At 55.4% G+C, this 16,719-nt stretch carries 16 protein-coding genes and 1 pseudogene; 5 read left to right on the top strand and 12 right to left on the bottom strand.

The window, feature by feature from the left end:
* Positions 1–168: 168 nt before the first annotated feature.
* The gene (locus CAF73_RS00365; RefSeq protein WP_085701833.1) at positions 169–1,221 is read right to left on the bottom strand and encodes a diguanylate cyclase; all 1,053 of its coding nucleotides are present in this window, start codon (positions 1,219–1,221) and stop codon (positions 169–171) included.
* Positions 1,222–1,368: 147 nt separating this feature from the next.
* Positions 1,369–1,977 (bottom strand): TetR/AcrR family transcriptional regulator, encoded by a 609-nt coding sequence (locus CAF73_RS00360; protein ID WP_085701600.1) that lies wholly within the window; start codon positions 1,975–1,977, stop codon positions 1,369–1,371.
* A 213-nt stretch (positions 1,978–2,190) separates the two neighbouring features.
* Here CAF73_RS00360 and CAF73_RS00355 point away from each other — a divergent pair, with 213 nt between their 5' ends.
* Positions 2,191–3,243: an MBL fold metallo-hydrolase gene (locus tag CAF73_RS00355; protein ID WP_085701599.1), complete on the top strand. Its 1,053-nt coding sequence runs from the start codon at positions 2,191–2,193 to the stop codon at positions 3,241–3,243.
* A 42-nt stretch (positions 3,244–3,285) separates the two neighbouring features.
* On the opposite strand, the gene CAF73_RS00350 is transcribed toward CAF73_RS00355, so the two are convergent.
* From CAF73_RS00350 to CAF73_RS00305, 10 genes and pseudogenes are all read right to left on the bottom strand, one after another.
* A complete protein-coding gene (locus CAF73_RS00350) occupies positions 3,286–3,537 on the bottom strand; it encodes an XRE family transcriptional regulator (protein ID WP_085701598.1) in 252 nt (83 codons plus the stop codon).
* 20 nt (positions 3,538–3,557) lie between these two features.
* Positions 3,558–3,875 carry a hypothetical protein gene (locus CAF73_RS00345; protein ID WP_085701597.1) on the bottom strand — a complete coding sequence of 106 codons (318 nt, stop codon included), beginning with the start codon at positions 3,873–3,875 and terminating at the stop codon, positions 3,558–3,560.
* 93 nt (positions 3,876–3,968) lie between these two features.
* Positions 3,969–4,379, bottom strand: a pseudogene (locus CAF73_RS00340) (helix-turn-helix domain-containing protein); the annotation flags it as partial.
* A 65-nt stretch (positions 4,380–4,444) separates the two neighbouring features.
* The gene (locus CAF73_RS00335) at positions 4,445–5,431 is read right to left on the bottom strand and encodes a hypothetical protein (protein ID WP_085701596.1); all 987 of its coding nucleotides are present in this window, start codon (positions 5,429–5,431) and stop codon (positions 4,445–4,447) included.
* A gap of 89 nt (positions 5,432–5,520) precedes the next feature.
* Positions 5,521–6,234: an HNH endonuclease signature motif containing protein gene (locus CAF73_RS00330; protein ID WP_085701595.1), complete on the bottom strand. Its 714-nt coding sequence runs from the start codon at positions 6,232–6,234 to the stop codon at positions 5,521–5,523.
* 113 nt (positions 6,235–6,347) lie between these two features.
* Positions 6,348–6,881: a Bro-N domain-containing protein gene (locus CAF73_RS00325; RefSeq protein ID WP_085701594.1), complete on the bottom strand. Its 534-nt coding sequence runs from the start codon at positions 6,879–6,881 to the stop codon at positions 6,348–6,350.
* A 420-nt stretch (positions 6,882–7,301) separates the two neighbouring features.
* Positions 7,302–8,258, bottom strand: a complete 957-nt coding sequence (locus CAF73_RS29525) for a sce7725 family protein (RefSeq protein WP_139834791.1) — start codon at positions 8,256–8,258, stop codon at positions 7,302–7,304.
* A 28-nt stretch (positions 8,259–8,286) separates the two neighbouring features.
* A complete protein-coding gene (locus tag CAF73_RS00315; protein ID WP_139834790.1) occupies positions 8,287–9,144 on the bottom strand; it encodes a sce7726 family protein in 858 nt (285 codons plus the stop codon).
* Positions 9,145–9,300: 156 nt separating this feature from the next.
* The gene (locus CAF73_RS00310; protein WP_085683612.1) at positions 9,301–10,551 is read right to left on the bottom strand and encodes a ribonucleotide-diphosphate reductase subunit beta; all 1,251 of its coding nucleotides are present in this window, start codon (positions 10,549–10,551) and stop codon (positions 9,301–9,303) included.
* A gap of 555 nt (positions 10,552–11,106) precedes the next feature.
* A complete protein-coding gene (locus tag CAF73_RS00305) occupies positions 11,107–11,367 on the bottom strand; it encodes a DUF2790 domain-containing protein (RefSeq protein WP_085683611.1) in 261 nt (86 codons plus the stop codon).
* Between the two features lie 452 nt (positions 11,368–11,819).
* Between CAF73_RS00305 and acs the strand changes: the two genes are divergently transcribed.
* The 4 genes from acs (at position 11,820) to CAF73_RS00285 (ending at position 16,719) form a co-directional block, all read left to right on the top strand.
* Positions 11,820–13,775, top strand: coding sequence for an acetate--CoA ligase (gene acs / locus CAF73_RS00300; RefSeq protein WP_085697086.1), 1,956 nt, complete (start codon positions 11,820–11,822; stop codon positions 13,773–13,775).
* Positions 13,776–14,469: 694 nt separating this feature from the next.
* Entirely contained in the window at positions 14,470–15,243 is a 774-nt protein-coding gene (locus CAF73_RS00295; protein WP_064383630.1) for an ABC transporter substrate-binding protein, read from the top strand.
* A gap of 91 nt (positions 15,244–15,334) precedes the next feature.
* Positions 15,335–16,024, top strand: coding sequence for an ABC transporter permease (locus tag CAF73_RS00290; protein ID WP_007951063.1), 690 nt, complete (start codon positions 15,335–15,337; stop codon positions 16,022–16,024).
* A complete protein-coding gene (locus CAF73_RS00285; RefSeq protein WP_085697085.1) occupies positions 16,021–16,719 on the top strand; it encodes an ABC transporter permease in 699 nt (232 codons plus the stop codon). The genes CAF73_RS00290 and CAF73_RS00285 overlap by 4 nt, the downstream gene beginning before the upstream one ends.

The following is a 16,719-nucleotide window of genomic DNA, read 5'->3' as shown; positions in this document are numbered from 1 at the left end:
GCACTCTGGAAATAGGGCTGATAGTGGGTTCCCTGTTTCCGCGTCAGTCAGCCAGACATGTCGATGGCTGGCAGCAGTGTGCCAGCATCCAGGCTGGCGAGCTCACTTATACAAAACTTTATAAACTTGTACAAGAAATCGATTTTTTTCAATTTTGTACAAGTTTTTTCAGGCGCTGGATCGGCTCAACGCTACGCTGATCGTGTTACGTCCCGCGTGCTTGGCGGTGTATAGCGCCTTGTCGGCATCGTCGAACCACTCAAGGGCGTCGGCGTAGAGGGTCTGATAGCGGGCGAGGCCGATGCTCAGGCTGACGCGCAGTTCGGCGACATCGGGGTGGCGATAACGATCCATCCTCTGACGCAATTGCTCCATGAGTGCTTCGGCCTTGTTCAGTGGCAGGTTGGGCAAGATGACGCAGAATTCATCGCCGCCGTAACGCCCGGCCAGCTCGCTTTCGTCGAGCACGAATTTCAGCTCGCGACTCAATTGCCGCAGCACCGCATCGCCGACGATGTGCCCGTAACTGTCGTTGATCGACTTGAAATGATCGATGTCGATCAGCGCCAGAATGGCTTGGGAATTGTGTTGTCGGCACTGCTGGAACTTGAGATGCAGCAGGTCTTTCCAGGCACCGTGGTTGAGCAGTCCGGTCAGGCTGTCGGTGCGGCTTCGGGCGCTCAGGGTGCGTTTGTGTTCGGCGAGTTTGATCGCCAACCGGTAACAGACCATGCCCAGCGCCAACGGATAAAGGGTCAGCATTGGCAGGCAGGCCCAAACCTGAATCGGCGTGGCCGTCAGGGTGAAATGGACGCCGAACACTGACCAGCCCAGCAGCACGCCGATCACCTGAGCGAGGGCGCCGAGCAGGAACAGGCGCTGGCCGCCGGCGGCCACGTTGTTCATGGTCATCATCGACAGAATGGTTACTGTGGTCAGCGGATTGAACTGGAAGCACGCGGTCCAGAAGCCGCCGCAAACCGAGTCATAAAGCAGGTTGCGGCGTTCGGCGCGATAGGGGAAAGCCGAGCGGGTCGACCATTGATAGGCCACGTGAGGCCAGAGAAAACCGTTGAACAGCAACAGCGCCCAGAGCCAGCCCGGCATGTTCAATGGATACAGCGCTGCACTGACACTGAAAAAACCGATGCCCAACCCGATGGCCCGTGGCAAGTAAATGCGCTTGGCGAATGACAAGCCTTTGCCGCGTTGGTTTTCCATGATGTTCTGCGCCAGATTCATTCTGAAACACTTTGCAGTGTCATTCTTCAGACAGACCGTTCATCGGCCAAAGGCAGACATTGTCATTTATTCCAGCGGGAAAATTCAGTGTCCTTATGAGCCATTTACCGTGGCGCAGGTCCTTGTCTAGAGCTGATAACAGGCCAGAAACATATCGAGTGCAGAGTCGACCACGGCATTTTGCGTGGTGCTGTCGAGTGAGGGCTGGCCCATGGAGATCTGCGGCCAGAATGCAAACGCCTTCAACAACCCCTGCACCTGATGCGCGGCGAACTCCGGATCAACCGGTTTCAACCGACCGTCGGCCTGGGCGGCACGAATCCACACGGTCACGCTTTCCTCACGTTCGCCCATGCGCGCCACCATGTTTTGCGCGCGCTCGGGGGAGTGGATCGCGGCGGCGATAGCGACCCGGGCCAGGTTCATGAAGTTGTCGTCTGCCATCGTCTGCAGTTTGGCCAGCAGCATCGTTCGCAATTGATCGCGCAATGGCTGGTCGGGCTGGTACGACACGGCTTGCTCGGTGCTGATCCGTGCCCACAACTGGTTGAGAATTTCGGCGAACAGCTCTTCCTTGCTGGGGAAATGGTTGTACACCGTGCGCTTCGACACCCCGGCAGTGGCCGCAATCCTGTCCATGCTGGTGACCTCGAAACCGTTGGTACGGAATTCGGTGATCGCAGCCTGGATGATGGCTTCGCGTTTACGGTCGGTGAGGCGCTGGGGGGCTGTCATAAATTCGATTCGGCAGGAAAAGGGTGAAATTACACTCGGCAGTTTACTTGTCACCAGGATTGATGCAACCTAGAAAGTACACCGGTCAGTGTAATGCTGCGTTAATCGGTGCAACCTAAAACCAGATGTCCGGCTGATGCGTGCGTGCCTTGGCCATTATCGTCCCACCGTGGGAATCCGTGAATTGCGCGGTGTTTCCGGAGTCATTCAGTCATGGCCAAATCCATTGCTTCTGCGGGCAGTCAAACTCCTGAACCTTCGCGTCAAGCCGAAGGCGTATTCCGCAACCATGCGCCGGTGCAGCGTGAAGGTGTGCGCAAGATGCTACGAATCATGTGGAACATGATCTTCCACAAACCGCGCAACACCCGGCCGGCCGCGGCCATTCCGGTGCAGCCACTGACCCGCGCGGACCTGATCGCGGCGCCCAACCACAGCGTTTATCGCCTCGGTCACTCGACCCTGCTGCTCAAACTGCAAGACAAATTCTGGATCACCGACCCGGTGTTCGCCGAGCGTGCCTCGCCGGTGCAATGGGCCGGGCCGAAACGCTTTCACCAACCACCGATCAGCATCGACGAATTGCCGCCGATCGAAGCGGTGATCCTGTCGCACAACCACTACGACCACCTAGACTACGAAGCGGTGTTGAAACTGGCCGACAAGGTCAACGTCTTTCTGACCCCGCTGGGCGTCGGCGACACCCTGATCAAATGGGGCATCGATGCCGACAAGATCCACCAGTTCGATTGGTGGCAGGGCACCGAAGTCGCCGGCATCCGCTTCATCGCCACCCCGTCGCAGCATTTTTCCGGTCGCGGTCTGTTCGATGGCAACCAGACCCTGTGGGCTTCCTGGGTGATCATCCACGGCGACACACGGATTTTCTTCAGCGGTGACAGCGGCTACTTCGACGGCTTCAAACGCATCGGCGAACAGTACGGCCCGTTTGACCTGACCCTGATGGAAACCGGCGCCTACAACGTCGAATGGCCCCACGTGCACATGCAACCGGAAGAAACCCTGCAAGCCCACATCGACCTCAAGGGCCGCTGGTTATTCCCGATCCACAACGGCACGTTCGATCTGGCGATGCATGCCTGGCATGAACCGTTTGATCGCATTCTGGCGCTGGCCTGGGAGCGCAGTGTTTCCATTACCACCCCTCAAATGGGCGAGGCGTTCAACCTGGCACAACCGCAACGCGGGAATGCGTGGTGGTTGGAGGTTGAAGGGGAGAGTGAGGCGGTGGTTCAAGGGGCCTGACGAGTTTCTCGGGCTCGCTCCCCATCGGAGCGAACCGCTCTTTCAGGCTTCTTTTTCCGAAATCTGATTCAGGTACTTTGAAATTGTGGCGGATGGTATATCGCGGAATCGTCCTCGGAGCATGCCCTCTAGTTTCTCCAGCGATATCTCAAGTTTCTCCGCCGCTTCAATTCCGCTCATCTGCGCAGTTTCCATCAGTGCAGCCAACTTCATCACCGCTTCTGCCTTGGTCTGCATCTCGTATGCATCACCAACGCCTAGGTCTTGATAAACGTTACCTGTGCTTTCTTCCATTTCGATCAAGTCCTGAGTCTTCAGTCTGCCATCGCATAATTCCCACGTTCCACCGACTCGGCCGTGGTCCCTTTGATGCTTGTCGAACGCCCCGGCGCAAACCCCGGAAAGAACACCAGCCCCTGCGCCTCGAACCGATACGTCAACGCCAGCCGCGCCGCATCCGCAACGTCCTGCTGCGCTTCGAACCGCTGAATGTCGTCAACCGAAACCCCGGCTTCCCGCGACAGTTGTTCCACGCTCCAGCCCAACATCTCTCGGGCCTGGGCGCAATGGGTCGGGGTGAACTGGAAAAGGGCAATACGTTCGAGGATGAGGTTCATCGCAGAAGAGGCCATGGTGTGCTCCGGGCTCGAGAGTGCTGATGGAAAATGTACTGTGTTTTTGTACAGTTGTTTTCGGCCGGGATCAAACGCATTTTTTGATTTGCCCTAGTTCGCCGCCTCCAACCAGACGGACGGTGCCTGACCGAGGATCCGGCGGAACATCGTCGAGAACGCCGCCGGGCTGTCATAGCCGAAATCCAGGGCAATTCGCGTCACCGCTTCACCGGCCGCCAGCCGTGCCAGTGCCAATACCACGCAGGCGCGCTGGCGCCATTGGCTGAAACTCAGGCCGGTCTGCTGGCGAAACAGTCTGTTGAAGGTGCGTAAGCTTACGTGCAGCTGATCGGCCCATTGCTGGGGTGATTGGTGGGCATTCGGCTGATGCAGAAAGGTCTGACACAGTTCGAGCAGTCTTCCGTCAGGCGGCAGCGGGATATGCAGCGGCAATGGCGCACTGCGTACCAATTCATGCAGCAACAAATCGATCAGCGCGCCGTCGCGCCCGCTCAGGTCATACGTCTGGCTGTACTCCCTGATCAAACCCCGGCGCCGTCAAACTGCAACTGCCCCAAGGCTAACCCTCACGCCAGCCCCGGCGCTTCACGAATGATGAAGTGATCCAGGTTCTCGATATTGGCATTGAAGACCTCGAAAGGCTTTTCGGGGTTCTTCTTGCCCGGCACCTGCTTCAACTCCGGCGTCACGCCATAGAAGAAGCAGAACAACTCCTTGTCACTGTCGATGGCGTGCTTGATCTCTTCCAGAAACGCCTTGCGCTTGCGGTAGTTGTCGATCAGCTTCTTGTTGAGATAGACACTTACCGGATAAGGCTTCTTCTTGCTGTCATCCGGTTTCTTGAACCAGACCCTGTCCTCGAAATCGATCCGGAAACTGGCGCTGTGAAAGTCCTCGATCTTCTTGATCCGGCCCCAGTAAATCAGCCCCTTGTTGTCCATCAAGTACTCGATCTTCTTGAAGAACGAACTGTACGGCGCCGTATGCTCGCCAATCTTCAACGGCATGCGCTTGAGCAAATCCTTGTCCGCGAAGTTCGACACAAAACACTCCACGGGGTGAGCGAAGACACTGGTCTTGTCCGGCGCCGTCTCACGACTCGGCGATTCTTTCAAAGGGGCAGTCGCCACCCGCACCGGATCATCCCGCAACACATCCGCCGCCCCCGCTGGCGCAGCGGGCTTGCGCACATACTCACGGCGCGTCAGTAACAACTCCGACGGGAAATGCTCCTCCCGCCCGTCATCCGCTTCCCCATCCGCCGCCTCAACCCCAGACGCCGACGTCTTCAAACTCACATACGGACAACCCGCCACATGCTGCGTACCGGGCAGATTCTTGAAGTGCGGCGTGCGCACGTAATTCACGTTCTTGGCGTTGAAGGTGCCCAACTCGTTGGAGGCATCGAACGCCGAACGACAGGCGTCGTTGGGGCACTGGAAATGCTCCTTGGCGGAATCGAACGCCACCGTCTCATCGAAATTGAGATCGCGAACGTCATAGATCGACAGCTTGTCGTCGAGGCTGAGGCAGTAGGCGAGGTCGAATTTCATGTTGGGGCTCGGGTCCTTGAGTGGGGGGGTTAGTAGCGAGAGGCGGGTTGGATTTCTTTCCTCACCACATCCTCTATTGGGCAGAGAATTTACTGCCGCTTCAACCGTTTCACTTTTTTATAGAGCGAATCAGTGAACTCCACTCGGTCGCTCGAGTGGTGGCAGCGCCGATGGCAATTCGGACAGAGCGCAACAGTATTGTTTTTGTGATCCTTACCCTGCTGTGCCAAGTGCTTAACGTGATGAACCTCAAGGTACGGTTTTCCATCCACTTCGAATGGACCAGGTTGATCACAGGCCTCACAAATACCTTTAGCGTTTTCTAGAATCCAGCCTTTGATTTTTGAGTTTCGAACGAAGTACCGGGTAACTGTCACCCCTTGATGTGGGGGCGAGTCATCTTCTGGAACGTCTACGAAATTCTGTGCTTTAGCTGGCTTAACGTGTCGACTCCGAACGCCACCCTCGGTAGCAAGCAGCTCGGTGCTCTGAGTCAGAAGGCCTTTGGCTTCTAAAATTTTGGTCAGGCGCGCAGTGATCCCCGAGCCAATGTTGACTTTCGGCTTGTAATGGACAATTGGCTTCAGTCCCAGCTCATCAAAAAGAGCCGAAATGTTTTGTAGGCGATAGTCGATCGACTTGGTATTGCGACTGGCGAGCACGTCATCCTGCAGAAGCTTGTGCTCTGCAGACTTGTTGAATTTTTCATCGTTTGGATATTTCGCTTGAATCGCGAGATAGGCGTCGACCGATGCTTCCAATTCGTCATTGGTCCAGCCTTTTTGTTCCTTTTTCGTATCCATACAGTCGCCGAGGGTTGTTAACCCTCGGACGATACTGAGTGGCCATTACAGCTGTCTACGAAAATTCCTACAGAATATCGCGACGGATCTCGCATGGTCCTACAACCACAGCTCTAACCCATCGAGTGCTTCGAAGACTGGAATACTTGCGCGACTCTCCGCCACCAAGGTTTCGCCGCTCTAGCTCGCTCTTGGCTCTGATCATTCAGCAGGTAAGGCATGTCTCGCAGCCGAATCCAGCCTTCATCTCGCCAATGCAGCAAGCTCAGCGACATCTCCGGCCAATCCAGCAAACTCAACATCGGTCGATCCGTGTTCTCAGACGGATCCGCGTCGCGCAAGGCTGGCACAACCTGATTGGTTAGCCACTCACGTAGCAGCCGGTTTCCTGGGACGTAGTGATATACCAACAGCGCATACACACCAGATTCGCTAAGCATCAGCTGTTTTTCGGGTTGTCGGTAATAGTCGACCCACAGGACGCGGTGCTGATCTTTATCTAGCTTGTTGACCATGCGATCGCATAGGTGGACTCCCATCAGGCGGCCGATATCGCGGGCACAGAACCACGGTTGGTTTTCAAGGAGGAGGGCGTGAAGGGCAAGGTTGTGACGATTGAAAACTGTGGGTGTGATGACTTCAGACATGATCGACCTCCTTGTGTGGAGGCGTAAATGCAGCAGTAAAGCTGTAGGTGATTTCCTTCACTGAGAAGGGAAAAATCTTAGGCATATCCATTACCTCTACTTGATAGCTTTCTTAGGGCTAAGGCGCCGGGAGTTAAGAAACCCCAAGTAGAAGGCCGGACATATTCCCCTTTCGGGTCTTGTATTAGCCCACTCCCGACATAGCAGAGGTGTTTTACGCCCACGAGAAATCCATAGGCACAAAAAAGCCGCATCTTTCGGGAGCGGTCAAGCCGCTACTTGAGGCGTTTCTTAGGCGCCGGAGACAAAAGCCTATGGACATTTGTTCTCGTGGTCAAGAGCTAGATTTATTTATCAAGTGCTCTGAGTTAATCATACGATCTTTAGGTCGAGCGATTTTTAATCGCTCGACCTTTTTGTTTAGAGTCGTTTATTTAAAACGTCAAGCATAAGCTGGATGTGATGTTTTATCTGATATTCTTTGTTTTTTGGCAGTCCTGACCATGTACTATGTTTTACATGATCGTCGTAGGCTTTCAAACTGCTATTCCAGCCGAACTCAGTTGGCGAGCCTCTTACTTGACGGACTAGTTTGCGCGCCATCTCTAAGAATTTTGTTTCTGCGTCACTGATGTTTCTATCGGTTTCGTCTGATACAAAATGCTCAATCCAGATGTCTGAGGTATTAGAGTTTTTATAGATTATATGGCTTGCCACGGCGCCGGGTTTTCCGCCACCCATTTCGAGTTTTTTTCCCGTGATGGTGTAATCACCAATTGCACAGAAATCTTTACCTACGGCTTTGTGTTTGTCCGTAAAAAATTCTTTTCCACTGTAGTCTGCATTACGGTCAAGTTTGTTGAAAAAATCTTGTGTGATTACGGCTTTGTTTTTTGGTATTTTAGAAAGCTGTGCGGTGGAGATTTTGTCGTTGAGGATTACATGAAATGAAACTTGACTAAGGGTGGAATTTGTCTGTATTTCTGCTTCGCTAAGAGCTGGGTTGTTGTAAAGAAGTGCGACGTTTTTGCTCGGGTACTGTTTTAGGAATGCAGCTACGTGGCTTTGTGTAGTTGTAGGTCCTATGCAATAACCTGGGAGTAAGGTTGAATGACTGTTGAATAAGTTTTGACTGTTTTTGACAAGATTTGCCTGCGTTGCTGGGCTATTTAAATATTGGTGTTGGTTTGGGTTCGTAACGACTATTAAGGGTTTTTTATCGTTTCCGAAGGCGTCCATGCAGCGATGTATGCCACTAGTGTCGGAAGTTACGGGCTCTAATATCGGTAATAGTCCTGTTAAGTCAGCTTTTTCAGTGACCAGGAATCTTAGAGCTAGTAACTCTGATGCGCGTGCGTAAAGGTACGGGCTATACATATTGCTTTCCTTGCTAATGAAAATGTGGCTAATTAATTTTTTCCTCAAGTGCCGTTAGTAAACGAGCTCTCTGAGGTCTGGACAGAGGGGAGGCGTATCCGAGAACCCTTAAATGGCTAGGAAGACTCCTCATGAAATCTACAGTTTCAGGTCTGGTTGTCCTTTGGCGCATTGCATCAATATAAATTTTGTGTGCTGCCTGTTTCTCAATTTCTAAAAATATTTTTTCACAATGGTTTCTTATTATGCCATTGGGTAATTGGATTTTTTCTCCTGTTACTCTTTCGAGTGCTGGTAGGTATTCATCTTTTCGCAACATTCTAAATATTATTTTTTGGTCAATGTTTTCAATGTTGCTGGTTGCTGGCTTTATTTCTGAAAAACTTCCTTTTGAAGTTAGTGATAATACTCCAATGTGTGAGTCGGCTTTTTCAGCATAGCGTTTTGCTTGTTGTGGGTGTGTGACGATATATATCTTGTCAAAGGCTTTTGTGTAGTCTGGTGTCTGGGAAGTTAGCCTTCTTGGGCTGTCGAATTCGGTCTTTATCTCGTACGCTGTTGATGTTCCATTGAATACCGCAGCATCTACAATGGAGCTTCCCACTGGCAGTTCTATTGAAAGTGCTGATGAGTTTGGGCTGTGTCGGCCAAAGATTATGCGATCCGCGATAGCGGACTTATATATATATTCATTTCTATAGTTTTTTTGAATCGAATTGTATGCGTAAGCATATAAGTCGTTAGTTGTACTGATGCGTATGTGGTCGATTTTATCTAGGTAGAGTTTGAAAATGTCGCGTGGATTTTCTCCACGGGCTAGCGACGTAAATGTTGTACGGTTGAGAATCCTTGCTAGGAATCGTGCGTGATCTATATCAGGTTGCATGCCGAATTCCGAAAAAAATGGTGATGATGCGAGACCAGTCTAGCAGGTGAGAATTGAAGAGATAAGGGTGAGGTCGACAAGCTGGTTCTGATGAATCGAAAATCAAAAAAAGGGCTACCAGTGGTAGCCCTTGCTGTGTTTCAGGGGAGCATCGGATCAATCCCAGCTCAACGCACCACCAGTCTGATACTCAATAACTCTCGTCTCAAAGAAATTCTTCTCTTTCTTCAAGTCCATAATCTCGCTCATCCAAGGGAACGGGTTAGTCGTCCCTGGGTACTCTTCCTTCAAACCGATCTGCGACAGACGACGGTTAGCGATGAACTTCAGGTAGTCCTCCATCATCGCTGCGTTCATGCCCAGTACGCCGCGAGGCATGGTGTCGCGGGCGTATTCGATTTCGAGCTGAGTGCCTTGCAGGATCATCTGCGAGGCTTCTTCCTTCATTTCGGCGTCCCACAGGTGTGGGTTTTCGATTTTGATCTGGTTGATCACGTCGATGCCGAAGTTCAGGTGCATGGATTCGTCGCGCAGGATGTACTGGAACTGCTCGGCGACGCCGGTCATTTTGTTGCGGCGGCCCATGGAGAGGATCTGGGTGAAGCCGCAGTAGAAGAAGATGCCTTCCAGAACGCAGTAGTAGGCGATCAGGTTGCGCAGCAGTTCTTTGTCGGTCTCTACGGTGCCGGTGTTGAATTCCGGGTCGGAGATGGCGCGGGTGTATTTCAGGCCCCAGGCGGCTTTTTTCGCGACCGACGGGATCTCGTGGTACATGTTGAAGATCTCGCCTTCATCCATGCCCAGCGATTCGATGCAGTACTGGTAGGCGTGGGTGTGGATCGCCTCTTCGAAGGCCTGGCGCAGGATGTACTGGCGGCATTCCGGGTTGGTGATCAGGCGGTACACGGCCAGGGCCAGGTTGTTGGCAACCAGGGAGTCGGCGGTGGAGAAGAAGCCGAGGTTGCGCATCACGATGCGGCGCTCGTCGTCGGTCAGGCCTTCCGGGTTTTTCCAGAGGGCGATGTCGGCGGTCATGTTGACTTCTTGCGGCATCCAGTGGTTTGCGCAGCCGTCCAGGTATTTCTGCCAGGCCCAGTCGTACTTGAATGGCACGAGCTGGTTGAGGTCGGCGCGGCAGTTGATCATGCGCTTTTCGTCAACGGCGACACGGGCGGCGGAGCCTTCGAGTTCGGCGAGGCCTTCGGCGACGTCGAGGGAATCCAGTGCAGCCTTGGCGCGGGCCACGGCGGCCGAGTCTTCGGCGGTCACGGCACGGGCTTCGAGGGCGGCGGCACCGCCGGCGCTGTCGAGGCGGTCCATGTTGGCTTCGCTAGCGTGGCCGGCGTTGGCGCCTTTCACTACTGCTTCTTCACTGTCTTCTTTGTCGAATTCGTCCCAGCTCAGCATGACGTGTCGTCTCCTGCGTGAGGGCCTGTGCCCGTGTGAAAACTGATGGGTTGGTTTTTCACACGGCCGTACAGGCCGCGTTGGATGTCGTTTTTTGCAGCGGTGCTACGCAGGCAATAAACAGAAAATTTTTTTCGGGTTTCCGAGAGCCTCTGACGGGCGCGAGTCAGCGTTGACGCTGCTGCGGGGCTTCAGAATGGCTTTGATCCCTGTAAGGGAATATTGCTGACCCGATGGGGCGGCATTATAGGGAAAAAAACAACCGCGTGGGGGAGGGCGAAACAGCGCAGGGTGGTCGAGCGGGAAGGTGATTTCGTTCGGAGCGAGGGTTTACAGGGCTTTCGCCGGGATTGGCCCCGGAGAATTTTTTTTCATTAATTTTTTGGCGTGTGATTGATTGCTCAAAAAACGAGCAAAAAACCGTGTTTTTCACTATATCTTGTGTTTTGCAAGCCTTTTGCGCCGCTTCAAACACAACTGAGCCCGACCGAAGCCGGGCTGGAATCGACCCTCGATGTTGCGCTGAGCGATCCGATTCGGTGCAGTCTCAAAACATCAATTGGTGCAGCCGTTGCCCATGATGCTGTAACGCAGGATGTGACGCTGACCCTTGGAGTCGTCGTACTCCATTTTCATCGGTACTACTTCGCAGACATTTGGAACTTCGCTCATGGAAACAACTTTGGCGATGTCCAGGTGAGTGGAGTAAGTGTATTCCTCGATGGCGGGTTGTTGCTGTGCGACATCAGTCGGAACCTCGTCTGCCATGGCGGTTGCGCACAGACTGCTGAGGGCCAGAACCAATAAAGCTTTCATTTGAAATTTACCTTCTTGAGGTCGAGTGGGGTCACGCAACCTTTTTGGGGTTGCGTGTGGAACTTCATCGTTTTGCTTTGTTACTTCAGAACTGGATTAACGGCCTTCGTGGGGGCTGTAACCTTGTTAATCGCTTTGCCTTGTCGGCGAGGTGAATTTTAGGGAGGCGGAGTAGGGGTAAACAGACCCGGTTTTGATAAACACCTTTGGCAGATTTGGTAACAATCGCTGGATATCGTGTGACCACCGCTGCGGCTTTCTCGGGAAACCGGGTCGTCTGAATCGCTCGCAAGCCAGCTCCCACAAGGGTTGCGTCATTTGCTTCAGGGGTGTTCCGGGCATTTCTGGATGTTTTGTAGGGGCTTGTTACTACCATCGTCGAATGGTTCTATACGGGCGCCCCGGCTACAACAGGGTCATACAAAAACAACTATTACACCGAGGTAGGAAAGATGAGTGCGGCTTCCCTGTATCCCGTTCGTCCCGAGGTTCTGGCCAATACGCTGACCGACGAGGCGACCTACAAAGCCATGTACCAACAGTCGGTCGTCAACCCTGACGGCTTCTGGCGCGAACAAGCCAAGCGCCTCGACTGGATCAAGCCTTTCACCACGGTGAAACAGACTTCGTTCGACGATCACCATGTCGATATCAAATGGTTTGCCGACGGCACCCTGAACGTTTCCTACAACTGCCTCGACCGTCATCTGGCCGAGCGCGGCGATCAGGTCGCCATCATCTGGGAAGGCGACGATCCTTCCGAAAGCCGCAACATCACCTACCGCGAACTGCACGAACAAGTGTGCAAGTTCGCCAACGCCCTGCGTGGCCAGGACGTACATCGCGGCGACGTGGTGACCATTTATATGCCGATGATTCCCGAAGCCGTGGTCGCCATGCTGGCCTGCACCCGGATCGGTGCGATTCACTCGGTGGTGTTCGGCGGTTTCTCGCCGGAAGCCCTGGCCGGGCGCATCATCGACTGCCGCTCGAAAGTGGTGATCACCGCTGACGAAGGCATCCGCGCCGGCAAGAAGATTTCCCTCAAGGCCAACGTCGACGACGCCCTGACCAACCCGGAAACCAGCAGCATCCAGAAAGTCATCGTGTGCAAGCGCACTGGTGGCGACATCAAGTGGAACCAGCATCGCGACATCTGGTACGAAGACCTGATGAAAGTGGCGGGCACCGTCTGCGCGCCGAAAGAGATGGGCGCCGAAGAAGCGCTGTTCATCCTTTACACCTCCGGTTCCACCGGCAAGCCGAAGGGCGTTCAGCACACCACTGGCGGCTATCTGTTGTACGCGGCCATGACTCACGAGCGCGTGTTCGACTACCGTCCGGGCGAAATCTACTGGTGCACCGCCGACGTGGGCTGGGTCACCGGTCACTCCTACATCGTCTACGGCCCGCTGGCCAACGGCGCGACCACACTGTTGTTCGAAGGCGTGCCGAACTATCCGGACATCACCCGGGTGGCGAAGATCGTCGACAAGCACAAGGTCAACATCCTCTACACCGCGCCGACCGCGATCCGCGCGATGATGGCCTCCGGCACCGCCGCTGTTGAAGGCGCGGACGGCAGCAGCCTGCGTCTGCTGGGTTCGGTGGGCGAGCCGATCAACCCGGAAGCCTGGGACTGGTACTACAAGAACGTCGGCAAGTCCCGTTGCCCGATCGTCGATACCTGGTGGCAGACCGAAACCGGCGGCAACATGATGAGCCCGCTGCCGGGCGCTCATGCAATGAAGCCGGGTTCTGCAGCACGTCCGTTCTTCGGTGTGGTGCCGGCGCTGGTGGACAACCTCGGCAACATCATCGAGGGCGAGGCCGAAGGCAATCTGGTGATTCTCGATTCGTGGCCAGGTCAGGCGCGCACGCTGTATGGCGATCATGACCGTTTCGTCGACACCTACTTCAAGACCTTCCGTGGCATGTACTTCACCGGTGACGGCGCCCGTCGCGATGCCGACGGTTACTACTGGATCACCGGTCGCGTGGACGACGTGCTCAACGTGTCCGGCCACCGCATGGGCACCGCCGAGATCGAAAGCGCGATGGTCGCTCACCCGAAAGTCGCCGAAGCGGCGGTGGTCGGTGTGCCGCACGACATCAAGGGGCAGGGCATTTATGTCTACGTCACCCTGAAAAACGGCGAAGAGCCGAGTGAGCAGCTGCGTCTGGAACTGAAGAACTGGGTGCGCAAGGAGATCGGTCCGATTGCTTCGCCGGACGTGATCCAGTGGGCGCCGGGGCTGCCGAAGACCCGTTCGGGCAAGATCATGCGCCGCATCCTGCGCAAGATCGCCACGGCCGAGTACGAAGGGTTGGGTGATATTTCCACCTTGGCCGATCCGGGTGTGGTGCAACACCTGATCGATACGCACAAGACCATGAACGTCGCGTAAGCGGCGGGTCTGGAGGCTGAAAAGCCCCGCCCGGCATCGCGCCGGGCGGGGCTTTTTCATTTGTGGAGTCGATCGTTCCCACGCTCTGCGTGGGAATGCAGCCCGGGACGCTCTGCGTCCCAAGAGCGGACGCAGAGCGTCGAGGGAGGCGTTACCACGCGGAGCGTGGGAACAATCAGTTAGGGGGGGAATCTTCGGCCAATAATTATCGAATTGCTCCGTCAGCCCATTCCCACTGTTACCCGTCAGCCTTCAAGTAACTGAATGTGTAACCGCCCGCTCCGCAACGGGGCGTCCGGAAACGCATCGCCCCGTTTTAGAGCCTCAAAACCCCCGGTGAAAAATAAGAGGCATCCCCGCGCTTGCCGGATTAGAAGGGTTTGCGAATAATAGGCCCGCAATTTGCAGCATAGATCGGTTCACTGTCTTTCGCTCTTGCATGAAATTGCAGGGCTGTCAATGTGCTCAAGCGGGTTTCTCGGTGCATCTGTAATTAGTTGTCGCATTGAAGAAATATCGGCTTCGGGCCTGTCGTTAGAATGCCGATCACTCGCTCGTCGTGGCTTGCGTTGAAGCCTTCGCGGTTTTGACTGGAACTGTCCCACGCACGCAGCAATCGATTTCGTTACACCCATTCGCATATTGGGCTGTCGCTCACTCTGCCGTTTTTGCCCTTTACCGATGGAGTCCCAAGATGAAGAAACTTGTGCTGCTTGGCGCCCTGGCACTGTCCGTGCTGTCCCTGCCGACATTCGCCGATGAAAAGCCTCTGAAAATCGGTATCGAAGCGGCTTACCCTCCATTCGCCTCCAAAGCGCCGGACGGCAGCATCGTCGGTTTCGACTACGACATCGGCAACGCACTGTGCGAAGAAATGAAGGTCAAGTGCCAGTGGGTCGAGCAAGAGTTCGACGGTCTGATCCCGGCACTGAAAGTGCGCAAGATCGACGCGATCCTGTCGTCCATGTCGATCACTGAAGACCGCAAGAAGTCCGTGGACTTCACCAACAAGTACTACAACACCCCGGCTCGCCTTGTGATGAAGGAAGGCACTCAGGTCAGCGAAGGTCTGGCCGAGCTCAAGGGCAAGAACATCGGCGTGCAGCGTGGTTCGATCCACGAGCGTTTCGCCCGCGAAGTCCTGGCCCCGCTGGGTGCCGAGATCAAGCCGTACGGCTCGCAGAACGAAATCTACCTCGACGTGGCCGCCGGCCGCCTCGACGGCACCGTGGCGGACGCTACGCTGTTGAATGACGGCTTCCTGAAAACCGACGCCGGCAAAGGCTTCGCGTTCGTGGGCCCGGCGTTCACCGACGTCAAATACTTCGGCGACGGCGTAGGCATCGCGGTACGCAAGGGCGACGCCCTGAAAGACAAGATCAATACTGCCATCGCGGCCATCCGCGAAAACGGCAAGTACAAGGCAATCCAGGACAAGTACTTCGACTTCGACATTTACGGCAAGTAAAGACGTCGCTCGACCCGTCCGAAATGGCGCAAGCAACAGGATCTCTGCGGTTTGCGCCATTTTTTCATCCCAACTTTCGAGGACCTGAATCATGTTGAAAGGCTACGGGGCTGTCATCCTCGATGGCGCTTGGCTGACGCTTCAGCTCGCCTTGTCGTCCATGGCCCTGGCCATCGTTCTCGGGCTGATCGGCGTCGCGTTGCGCCTGTCGCCGGTGCGCTGGCTGGCGTGGCTGGGCGATCTGTATTCCACGGTGATTCGCGGGATTCCCGACCTGGTGCTGATCCTGCTGATCTTCTACGGCGGTCAGGACCTGCTCAACCGCGTTGCGCCGATGCTCGGCTATGACGACTACATCGACCTGAACCCGCTGGCCGCCGGTATCGGCACCCTCGGTTTCATCTTTGGTGCGTACCTGTCGGAAACCTTCCGCGGCGCGTTCATGGCGATCCCCAAAGGTCAGGCCGAAGCCGGCATGGCGTACGGCATGAGCAGCTTCCAGGTGTTCTTCCGGGTGCTGGTGCCGCAGATGATCCGTCTGGCGATTCCGGGCTTCACCAACAACTGGCTGGTGTTGACCAAGGCCACCGCGCTGATTTCCGTGGTCGGTCTGCAAGACATGATGTTCAAGGCCAAGCAGGCGGCCGACGCCACCCGCGAGCCTTTTACCTTCTTCCTCGCAGTGGCGGCGATGTACCTGGTGATCACCAGTGTCTCGTTGCTGGCGCTGCGTCACCTTGAGAAGCGCTACTCGGTAGGCGTAAGGGCGGCTGATCTATGATCTTCGACTACAACGTCATTTGGGAGGCCCTGCCGCTGTACCTCGGCGGTCTGGTCACCACCCTCAAGTTGCTCGCGCTGTCGCTGTTCTTCGGTCTGCTCGCGGCGCTGCCGCTGGGGCTGATGCGGGTATCCAAGAACGCTGTGGTCAACGGCGCGGCGTGGCTCTACACCTACGTGATTCGCGGCACGCCGATGCTGGTTCAGCTGTTCCTGATCTACTACGGTCTGGCCCAGTTCGAAGCGGTGCGTGAAAGCTTCCTCTGGCCGTGGCTGTCCAGCGCCACGTTCTGTGCGTGCCTGGCGTTCGCGATCAACACCAGCGCCTACACCGCTGAAATCATCGCCGGCAGCCTGAAGGCCACGCCGAACGGTGAGATCGAAGCGGCCAAGGCCATGGGCATGTCGCGGGTCAAGATGTACAAGCGCATTCTGTTGCCGTCGGCCCTGCGCCGGGCGCTGCCGCAGTACAGCAACGAAGTGATCATGATGCTGCAGACCACCAGTCTGGCGTCCATCGTGACCCTGATCGACATCACCGGCGCGGCCCGTACCGTCAACGCGCAGTTTTACCTGCCGTTCGAGGCGTACATTACCGCCGGCGTGTTCTACCTGTGCCTGACCTTCATTCTGGTGCGCCTGTTCAAGCTGGCCGAGCGTCGCTGGCTGAGCTACCTGGCCCCGAGGAAGCACTGA

Origin of the sequence: Pseudomonas sp. B15(2017), from assembly GCF_002113215.1 — a bacterium.
Lineage (GTDB): Bacteria > Pseudomonadota > Gammaproteobacteria > Pseudomonadales > Pseudomonadaceae > Aquipseudomonas.
This window is presented reverse-complemented; position numbering and strand designations above follow the sequence as displayed.

What these genes read in the sequence shown, in the direction of transcription:
- CAF73_RS00365 (WP_085701833.1), bottom strand. Translation starts at nt 1,221, where the DNA reads ATGGAAAACCAACGCGGCAAAGGCTTGTCATTCGCCAAGCGCATTTAC.
- CAF73_RS00360 (WP_085701600.1), bottom strand. Translation starts at nt 1,977, where the DNA reads ATGACAGCCCCCCAGCGCCTCACCGACCGTAAACGCGAAGCCATCATC.
- CAF73_RS00355 (WP_085701599.1), top strand. Translation starts at nt 2,191, where the DNA reads ATGGCCAAATCCATTGCTTCTGCGGGCAGTCAAACTCCTGAACCTTCG.
- CAF73_RS00350 (WP_085701598.1), bottom strand. Translation starts at nt 3,537, where the DNA reads ATGGAAGAAAGCACAGGTAACGTTTATCAAGACCTAGGCGTTGGTGAT.
- CAF73_RS00345 (WP_085701597.1), bottom strand. Translation starts at nt 3,875, where the DNA reads ATGGCCTCTTCTGCGATGAACCTCATCCTCGAACGTATTGCCCTTTTC.
- CAF73_RS00335 (WP_085701596.1), bottom strand. Translation starts at nt 5,431, where the DNA reads ATGAAATTCGACCTCGCCTACTGCCTCAGCCTCGACGACAAGCTGTCG.
- CAF73_RS00330 (WP_085701595.1), bottom strand. Translation starts at nt 6,234, where the DNA reads ATGGATACGAAAAAGGAACAAAAAGGCTGGACCAATGACGAATTGGAA.
- CAF73_RS00325 (WP_085701594.1), bottom strand. Translation starts at nt 6,881, where the DNA reads ATGTCTGAAGTCATCACACCCACAGTTTTCAATCGTCACAACCTTGCC.
- CAF73_RS29525 (WP_139834791.1), bottom strand. Translation starts at nt 8,258, where the DNA reads ATGTATAGCCCGTACCTTTACGCACGCGCATCAGAGTTACTAGCTCTA.
- CAF73_RS00315 (WP_139834790.1), bottom strand. Translation starts at nt 9,144, where the DNA reads ATGCAACCTGATATAGATCACGCACGATTCCTAGCAAGGATTCTCAAC.
- CAF73_RS00310 (WP_085683612.1), bottom strand. Translation starts at nt 10,551, where the DNA reads ATGCTGAGCTGGGACGAATTCGACAAAGAAGACAGTGAAGAAGCAGTA.
- CAF73_RS00305 (WP_085683611.1), bottom strand. Translation starts at nt 11,367, where the DNA reads ATGAAAGCTTTATTGGTTCTGGCCCTCAGCAGTCTGTGCGCAACCGCC.
- acs (WP_085697086.1), top strand. Translation starts at nt 11,820, where the DNA reads ATGAGTGCGGCTTCCCTGTATCCCGTTCGTCCCGAGGTTCTGGCCAAT.
- CAF73_RS00295 (WP_064383630.1), top strand. Translation starts at nt 14,470, where the DNA reads ATGAAGAAACTTGTGCTGCTTGGCGCCCTGGCACTGTCCGTGCTGTCC.
- CAF73_RS00290 (WP_007951063.1), top strand. Translation starts at nt 15,335, where the DNA reads ATGTTGAAAGGCTACGGGGCTGTCATCCTCGATGGCGCTTGGCTGACG.
- CAF73_RS00285 (WP_085697085.1), top strand. Translation starts at nt 16,021, where the DNA reads ATGATCTTCGACTACAACGTCATTTGGGAGGCCCTGCCGCTGTACCTC.